The organism is Bacillus sp. FJAT-22090, assembly GCF_007676755.1.
GTDB lineage: Bacteria > Bacillota > Bacilli > Bacillales_A > Planococcaceae > Psychrobacillus.
On the sequence record NZ_VEBK01000011.1, the window covers coordinates 145,566 to 153,701 of the forward strand.

Here is an 8,136-nt window from a genome sequence, read left to right on the forward strand (position 1 = left end):
CCTTTCTTATGGTACACTAAAGTAAATACGTGTAAGGATGGTTGCTATGATTATTACTTTAGATGATTCATTATTGCAAATCGAACCCGCATTTAAATTAGGCATTATACATTATACCAAAATTACTGTATCTTCTTCGCCTCAAATGCTTAAAGGGCGACTTCAATTATTCCAAGAACAGCTTTTCTTTGAATTGGAAGAGAAATCAGTAACAGAATTTGAAGGCATAAAAGAATGGCGCACATTATGGAAGAAGTTCGGTGCGGATCCAAACCGCTATCGCCACTCGGCTGAAGCACTATATCGACGAATTGCAAAACAAAATTATATCACACCATTGCATTCAGCTGTCGATATAAATAATTTCTTTTCCATGAAATATGAAATTCCGTTCGGCATATATGATGTAAATAAAATCGACGGGGATATTACTATATCCCTTGGAACTGAAAACTCCAATTATACAGGCTTAAATGGACGTGAAAATGTGCTAAAAAATATCGTTGCGCTTCATGATACAACAGGTGCGTTTGGTAGTCCTTTTGTAGATTCGATTAAAACTGCTGTAACAGAAGAGACTACAGAAGCAATACAAGTCGTTTTTCTCCGCCCCTCTATGGAAGAGGAAGAAGGACAAAAGCTGTTAAATGCAATAGGTGACATGTTCTATCAAATACATGGAGGAGAAGTAAGTTCCATCGTATTATCTGGAGAAAATAAGGAATGGAGGAACTAATTCATGTCCAATATCTCATTAGCTGAAGCTGTTAAACTAAAAAGTATTTTACTAAAAAGAGTCCATGAACTGGAAGAAGAAATAATGCGAGTTGCCTATACAGTAATTGAAAAAGATAGCATTCCAGTAGTAGGACCACGAAATGTTGCAAATGTTGACTTGGAACTAACTGAAACAAGAAAAGATATTAGAATGCTTGATAAACTAATTTATGAAGCAAATATTTCACACTACGTTTCATTTAAGGAAAAAGAATACACAATTGTGGAAGCAATCGAACTGGCTACACAAATGCGTGCCCAAGCAAGGATTTATAAACAGCTAGGAGCTGCAGAAAAACAAGTAGTCCAGTACGGTTATGGTGATGGCGCCACTTATGTCCAAGTCGCATTATTCGAACCCGAAAATTATCGTTTAAAAGCTCTTCAATTCGAAAAAGATGCAAATAAATTATCCGGTAACATAAACGCAAAAAATTATTCCGTTGCTATTAATTTTGATGATGAAAAATATACATAAATCCTTGGTAAGGTGAGACTCCCTACCAAGGCATAGTTAGGAAATCACTCTCAAATTGAATTAGACAAACCAATGACCTCTAACTTTTCACTTTGTGACCAATGACTAATGACTACCTATTTGCGATTGCAAACGTTAATCAACTAGTGTGTTTTCTGATTTCCTACTATGTAAGACGCTCCTTTCCCTTTTCGGTAAAGGAGCGTTTTTTCCTATCAAAATAATATTTCCACAGGAGTTTGTAATATTTATCAACCTCAATTAATACATAGAGTAAAAGGAGATGTATCATGGTACTTCATATTTGGTTCAATAGATGGTTTTCCACTGTAGCACATTATATGGATATGATTAGAAATAATCCAGATCAACAGCAGTTTGTTATTTATGGCACACATCCTAATCCTGATACAGTCTATTTTAAAAACTGTGATATATCCGGACCGGAACCAGATATTTGTGGAGAAGAATATATTCAATTTTGCTTAGATTACTGTATTCAAAATAATATTCATATTTTTGTTCCTCGAAAAGAAAATGTCCTCATTTCACAGCACTTAGACAAATTCGAGAAAATTGGTGTTAAAGTTTTAGTGTGTCCTAAAAGTAATTTAATGAGACTTATGGATGATAAGGCGGCTTTTTATCGTGCGTTAGAGAACAAGGAACAAGAAGGGCATATTATTGTACAAGTACCTGCTTATCAAATAGTGACTACTGCGAATAGCTTTAAACATGCTTATGAAGCGTTAAGTAAAGAGAACACTACCCTCTGCATTAAACCAATAGTCGGAGAAGGAGCAAGCGGTTTTCGGATTATCGATGATACAGTAGATACTGTTCCCTTCCTATTCAGTACAGCTGCTTCCCAAAGAATCTCTTATGAAACTGTTTATAAAACTTTAAGCTCTCAGGAACATTTTCCTGAGTTAATGGTCATAGAATACTTGGATGGTTACGAATATAGTATCGATTGCCTAGCTGATAGTGATGGAGGGTTATTGGCAGCTATCCCTAGAAAAAAAGGTCAGGGACGTATTCAAGAAATTGTATACAATGAAGAACTAATAAGAATTGCCGAAAAGATGGCTGAACACTTTAAAATCCCTTATGTATTTAACATTCAAATAAGATATAAAGATGGTGTTCCCAAACTGTTAGAAATTAATCCACGTATGAGTGGAGGTTTACACATTAGTTGTCTCACTGATATTAATATCCCCTATTATGCGGTCAAGCTATTACTTGGAGGCAAGATGGATTCATTTCATCTTCAATACGATGTGAAAGCAACCTATCTAGAGCAATCTGTTGTTTTGAGGAAATATAATTCAGTATTACCAACTATGTAACATATAGGTATAATAAAGGGAATCAAATGAAAAGGAGTGGTTATCATTGGTGAATTTAAGTAAAATTGAGTTGAAGAAAAAAGGACAAACGATTAATCTTACTAAAAACAATCATGCTATTGGAGAAATTTTAGTAAATCTACAATGGAATCAAAAAAACAAAGCTAAATCTGGCGGTTTTCTTTCCTCATTACTTCGTAGTAAGCCAAAAGGTATCGATCTCGATTTAGGCTGTTTATATGAATTGAAAAACGGTTCTAAGGGATGTGTCCAAGCATTAGGAAATGCATTTGGTTCTCTTAAACATGCTCCCTATATGGAATTAGACGCTGATGACCGTACTGGTTCTGCTATTGGAGGAGAAAATCTACGAATTAACGGAAATAACATTTCAGAAATTAAGCGCATCCTCGTGTACTCGTTCATCTATGAGGGTATAGCAAATTGGTCAGAGGCTGATGGAATCGTGACATTAAAGTATCCTGCAGGACCAGATGTTGAAGTGAAACTTAACGAGCATCGTAATGGCCAAATTATGTGTGCAATCGCTTTAATTGAAAACGTAAAAGATGAAACATTCAAGGTTGAACGTCTTGTGGAATATTTTAAGGGACATAAAGAAATGGATCGTGCTTATAACTGGGGAATGGACTGGGTTGCAGGATCTAAATAATAAATGATTACGAGGCACTTCCGATAATTTTACATTTTCGGTTCGCTTTGGCCACTGATACACCTAAAAGCGAACCGAAAATAAATTGCGTCAAACAACTATGCTAATTCTCAAATAGTCCTGTTTGCTCTCCATCAATAAGGAGCTTCCATGTACCACGTTCTTTCAATGTAATTTTGCCTGTGTAATGAAAGTTTGTTTGTAACCCTCCTGCATCTATTACGCTACTTTCCTGTTTAAAAATGGTTTCTTCCACTATATTTCCTTTTTTATCTAGCAACTTCACTTCAATCTTCTCTTTTTCTCCATTAGGGCTTTCTAAATATATTTCATATGCTTCACCAATTGGAATTTCCTTTGGAGAGTCGAGCATTGTGTAATGCTCCGTTTTAGGGAAAGGCGGGAAAACATTAATGGTAAAAGCTTCGAATAATTCATCATCTACATAAAACGATAATTGCCATTCTCCTTCTGAAGGAAATGGGATAAAGCTAGCTAATGTATGAGCATCCTCACTATAAAGACCAGCTGAAAGAACTCCCTGCGATAACTCAATTTTTTCCCCTTTAGTATTCTCCGCTTCCACCCGATAATTTTTTCCAACAAGAGCATTCGCATCTCCCCAGAAGTAGAGCATCAGCTTGGCTCCTCTTCTCTTATCTTCAGCAACAAATTGTTCGTTAAAAACAAGAATTCCTACCTTTCCATCTATTCCTACTACCTCTTGCTCTCTATCGGGCAATGTAAAAGCGGTTCCGGACTGTGCCGACAGATTATATGAATCCTCTTTCGTTACAAAAAGAAATAATAGCAAAGCGCATATTCCTACAACAGCAAGAATGGGTGTTAAGAAGATAGATCTCTTTTGAGGAGCAGAATCTGTTTTTAACTTATATAAAATTTTATCTTTTTGCTCATGCTCCAGAGAATACTTTGGAAGCTTGTTTAACTTCTCTTGCAGTTTATTATAATCCTCCATATTCATACCCCTCCTCTTCCATTAAAGACTTCAGCTTTCTTAAGGAACGGTAATACAACACATTTACATTATTTTCATTACTTCTAATCACTTCTCCGACTTCCTTGGATGACATTTCCAAAATCCCTCTTAAAATGAGAACCACTTTATAATTGGATGGCAGCTTATTAATTGCTTCGTATAAGTTCCTATTGTCTTGACTCATCATAATATGACGCTCCATATCAATAGATACACTCTGATCTTGTAAAAACATATGCCTAATCCTGTCCCATACCCGTCTCCTTCGAAAATGATCGATTACTAGGTTTCTTGCTATGGATATTAACCACGTTTTTGGATGTGCGTTCCCGTCATAACTCGAGTTTTTTCTCATCGCACGAAGAAAAGTTTCTTGCACAAGATCTTCTACATCCATTGATCCGGTATAGTAGATTAGAAAGCTAGTAATATCCCTTTCATATAAATTAAACCATTTTTCAATCAAATTGCTCTCCAAGGGATCCCTCCTTTCTTTCTTTAATAATTAGACGAATACATTGCTTTAATCTTACACGATAATCGATTACATTTTGAGACAATAAAAAAAATCAACCATTAACATACAATGGTTGATTTTTTTATAGTATTTAATTAGTAAGCACGACCGAACCAAACTGTATGCTTCGATTCTTTGCCACAGTTAATACATGTAGACTTTTCAGCCGGTGGATTGAATGGAATATTACGAGTTGTGAATTTTGTTTCCTCTTTCACATGCTCTTCACAAGTATCATCTCCACACCAACCTGCAAGTATCCATCCTGGGATTTCTCCTTTTTCCGTTGAATCCGTAAGATGTTGTTTTAACTCTTCCAATGAATTTACATGTGTATGCGAATTTTGGTCACGGAAAGCACGTGCTTTTTCCAGTAAGCGTGTTTGCATTGTTGTTAATTCTTCCTCAATGCGTTCCACAAGATTAGCAATATCTACAGACTCTTTATCTGCTTCGTCACGTGCTTTGATCAATGCCTGATTGTTCTCTAAATCACGTGGTCCCAATTCAACACGAACTGGTACACCTTTTAACTCCCACTCGTTAAATTTATAGCCAGGAGATTGATCTGAATCATCTAGACGAACACGAATACCTTTAGCTTTTAAAGCTGCAAAAACCTCATCTAGTTTTTCCATTATGGTAGGATTCTTTTTCCATGGTCCTACTGGTATTAATACCACTTGAGTCGGTGCAATACGTGGTGGCAATACAAGTCCTTGCTCATCACCATGAACCATAATAACAGAACCGATTAAACGAGTAGAAGTTCCCCATGATGTTGTATGCACATGCTGGTGTTTGTTTTCTTTGTTTAAATATTTAATATCGAATGCTTCAGCAAATTTTGTTCCTAAGTAATGAGAGGTACCAGCTTGAACAGCTTTACCGTCTTTCATCATCGCTTCAATTGAATACGTATCCACAGCCCCTGCAAAGCGCTCAGAAGGTGTTTTTTGACCATCGTATACTGGGATAGCTAAAAGCTCTTCTACGACCTCTTTGTAGATGTTGAGCATCTGCATAGTTTCTTTACGTGCTTCTTCCTCATCTACATGTGCTGTATGTCCCTCTTGCCATAAAAATTCAGAAGTACGAATGAAAGGAAGGGTTTTCTTTTCCCAACGGAAAACATTCGCCCATTGATTGATCAATACTGGTAAATCCCGATAGCTTTTGATCCAATCTGAATATAAATGGCCAATCATCGTTTCCGAAGTTGGGCGAAGTGCTAGGCGCTCCTCTAATTTCTCACCAGCAGCTTCGGTAACCCATGGAAGCTCAGGAGAAAAACCTTCGATATGATCTTTTTCTTTTTGGAAAAATGATTCTGGAATTAGCATTGGGAAGTAAGCGTTACGATGCCCAGTTTCTTTAAAACGTCGATCCATTTCAGCTTGGATATGCTCCCAAATTTCAAAGCCATCTGGTTTAAAAGCGATACACCCACGAACCGGTGTGTAATCCATTAAATCCGCCTTTTGAATTGTATCGATATACCATTTAGAAAAATCATTTTGCTGTTGACTTGTCATTAAATTCCCTCCTCAAAATAAAAAGCACAGAACCATCCTAATAAAAGGACGTCTCTGTGCTGAATGGACGTGGTACCACCTTAGTTTAGCTAAAATAACTTTTAGCCCTCTAATACGTTTGATAACGAAAACGACACGGTTATGTTTGCATAACATCTCGGTGGTAGGTTTCAACAAGAAGCGGTGATATAGCTCTCAGCAATGCTATATTTTCTGTTTCACAATTCTTATTTACTTGGTCACTTCAAAGATTGTCTATACCTAATAATATACCAAATAGAAGAATTTAATACAATCGGATTCTTAAGAGATGATTACTTTCTGAAACTCTACTCGATATTTAATCTGCATTCAGATGATCATTTAAATACAATTCTTTTTGAGCAAATTCTCTTCCTTGCCCATTTCAATGTTTATCGTCTTTGCTTTTTTATATGCTTCTGCTTTTGAAGCAGCATACACATCTATAATTTTACCATTCATAATGAAGTTATATTTTTTTATCATTCTTTAAATCCTCCTAGTGTTCTAGAGGCTAGTTCGTTATTTAAATCAACTCTAGCCTAGCAATTATTTATATTAGTATTTTCCCTGTCTTCATCTTAATTAAACTAAAGTATTGATTGTTTTTTTCCTTTACGAGTTAAACACAAACAATAAGAATTACACCCATTTTGGCCCTCTTACTATATATAAAAAATATAAAAAAACCTCTAACAATTAGTTAGAGGTTTTAATGCGTATGACAAACAGTCATATTTGGAATACCGGTGGTCGGGGTCGAACCGACACTCTCGAAAGAACGGGATTTTGAGTCCCGCGCGTCTGCCAATTCCGCCACACCGGCAAAATGAAGAGTCAAAAGTTATTATATAAATATTGGAGGCGGCAACCGGATTTGAACCGGTGATAAAGGTGTTGCAGACCTGTGCCTTACCACTTGGCTATGCCGCCTTAAGAAATAATGGAGCGGAAGACGAGGTTCGAACTCGCGACCCCCACCTTGGCAAGGTGGTGTTCTACCACTGAACTACTTCCGCAAAAAAACTGGGGTACCTGGATTCGAACCAGGGCATGACGGAATCAAAATCCGTTGCCTTACCGCTTGGCTATACCCCAATGGGGCGACTGATGGGAATTGAACCCACGAATGCCGGAATCACAATCCGGTGCGTTAACCACTTCGCCACAATCGCCATAAATAAATAAAAAAAAGAGCTAACTCTAAAGGAATATGGGGCGACTGATGGGAATTGAACCCACGAGTGCCGGAATCACAATCCGGTGCGTTAACCACTTCGCCACAATCGCCATTATTCAAGTTAACTTATAAGTTGGCAGGGGCAGTAGGAATCGAACCCACATCAAAGGTTTTGGAGACCTCTATTCTACCGTTAAACTATGCCCCTAAAAACTGGTGGAGGGGGACGGATTCGAACCGCCGAACCCTAAGGAGCGGATTTACAGTCCGCCGCGTTTAGCCACTTCGCTACCCCTCCAAGTGGTGCCGGAGAAAGGACTTGAACCCTCAACCTACTGATTACAAGTCAGTTGCTCTACCAGTTGAGCTACTCCGGCGTAAAGATATATATGGTGGCTCAGGACGGAATCGAACCGCCGACACAAGGATTTTCAGTCCTTTGCTCTACCGACTGAGCTACTGAGCCAACTTTGATTTATGTTAAGCAATGCATCTCTTAGTCAGCTATGTATGCTTATTCTAAATCTCAAATCAAAATAAATGGCGGTCCCGACCGGGATCGAACCGGCGATCTCCTGCGTGACAGGCAGGCATGTTAACCGC

At 37.6% G+C, this 8,136-nt stretch carries 7 protein-coding genes, 10 tRNA genes, 1 pseudogene and 1 other annotated feature; of the genes and pseudogenes, 4 read left to right on the forward strand and 14 right to left on the reverse strand.

Annotation, left to right across the window (positions count from 1 at the left end; translation table 11 throughout):
• Positions 1 to 46 precede the first annotated feature (46 nt).
• The 4 genes and pseudogenes from FS486_RS14470 to FS486_RS14485 all read left to right on the forward strand — a co-directional run.
• Complete coding sequence (locus FS486_RS14470; protein WP_144512264.1) at positions 47 to 736, forward strand: B3/B4 domain-containing protein; 690 nt, start codon at positions 47 to 49, stop codon at positions 734 to 736.
• A 3-nt stretch (positions 737 to 739) separates the two neighbouring features.
• Entirely contained in the window at positions 740 to 1,255 is a 516-nt protein-coding gene (locus FS486_RS14475; protein WP_144512265.1) for a hypothetical protein, read from the forward strand.
• A gap of 290 nt (positions 1,256 to 1,545) precedes the next feature.
• Entirely contained in the window at positions 1,546 to 2,607 is a 1,062-nt protein-coding gene (locus FS486_RS14480; protein ID WP_144512266.1) for an ATP-grasp domain-containing protein, read from the forward strand.
• A 49-nt stretch (positions 2,608 to 2,656) separates the two neighbouring features.
• Positions 2,657 to 3,280, forward strand: a pseudogene (locus FS486_RS14485) (TerD family protein); the annotation flags it as partial.
• Between the two features lie 103 nt (positions 3,281 to 3,383).
• Here FS486_RS14485 and FS486_RS14490 read toward each other — a convergent pair.
• The 14 genes from FS486_RS14490 to FS486_RS14550 all read right to left on the reverse strand — a co-directional run bounded on the left by FS486_RS14490 (position 3,384) and on the right by FS486_RS14550 (position 7,999).
• Positions 3,384 to 4,259: a hypothetical protein gene (locus FS486_RS14490; RefSeq protein WP_144512268.1), complete on the reverse strand. Its 876-nt coding sequence runs from the start codon at positions 4,257 to 4,259 to the stop codon at positions 3,384 to 3,386.
• Entirely contained in the window at positions 4,246 to 4,758 is a 513-nt protein-coding gene (locus FS486_RS14495) for an RNA polymerase sigma factor (RefSeq protein ID WP_144512269.1), read from the reverse strand. The genes FS486_RS14490 and FS486_RS14495 overlap by 14 nt, the downstream gene beginning before the upstream one ends.
• 134 nt (positions 4,759 to 4,892) lie before the next feature.
• Entirely contained in the window at positions 4,893 to 6,332 is a 1,440-nt protein-coding gene (proS, locus tag FS486_RS14500; protein ID WP_144512270.1) for a proline--tRNA ligase, read from the reverse strand.
• 41 nt (positions 6,333 to 6,373) lie between these two features.
• Positions 6,374 to 6,589, reverse strand: a binding site (T-box leader).
• Between the two features lie 106 nt (positions 6,590 to 6,695).
• Positions 6,696 to 6,839: a hypothetical protein gene (locus FS486_RS20200; protein ID WP_186321462.1), complete on the reverse strand. Its 144-nt coding sequence runs from the start codon at positions 6,837 to 6,839 to the stop codon at positions 6,696 to 6,698.
• Between the two features lie 258 nt (positions 6,840 to 7,097).
• A tRNA-Leu gene (locus FS486_RS14505) sits at positions 7,098 to 7,179 on the reverse strand.
• A 33-nt stretch (positions 7,180 to 7,212) separates the two neighbouring features.
• Positions 7,213 to 7,286 (reverse strand) — tRNA-Cys (locus FS486_RS14510).
• 11 nt (positions 7,287 to 7,297) lie between these two features.
• A tRNA-Gly gene (locus FS486_RS14515) sits at positions 7,298 to 7,372 on the reverse strand.
• A gap of 7 nt (positions 7,373 to 7,379) precedes the next feature.
• A tRNA-Gln gene (locus FS486_RS14520) sits at positions 7,380 to 7,451 on the reverse strand.
• A 1-nt stretch (position 7,452) separates the two neighbouring features.
• Positions 7,453 to 7,528, reverse strand: a tRNA-His gene (locus FS486_RS14525).
• Positions 7,529 to 7,567: 39 nt separating this feature from the next.
• Positions 7,568 to 7,643 (reverse strand) — tRNA-His (locus tag FS486_RS14530).
• 24 nt (positions 7,644 to 7,667) lie between these two features.
• Positions 7,668 to 7,741: transfer RNA gene (locus FS486_RS14535), tRNA-Trp, on the reverse strand.
• Between the two features lie 6 nt (positions 7,742 to 7,747).
• A tRNA-Tyr gene (locus FS486_RS14540) sits at positions 7,748 to 7,831 on the reverse strand.
• 3 nt (positions 7,832 to 7,834) lie between these two features.
• A tRNA-Thr gene (locus FS486_RS14545) sits at positions 7,835 to 7,910 on the reverse strand.
• 13 nt (positions 7,911 to 7,923) lie between these two features.
• Positions 7,924 to 7,999: transfer RNA gene (locus FS486_RS14550), tRNA-Phe, on the reverse strand.
• Positions 8,000 to 8,136: the final 137 nt, after the last annotated feature.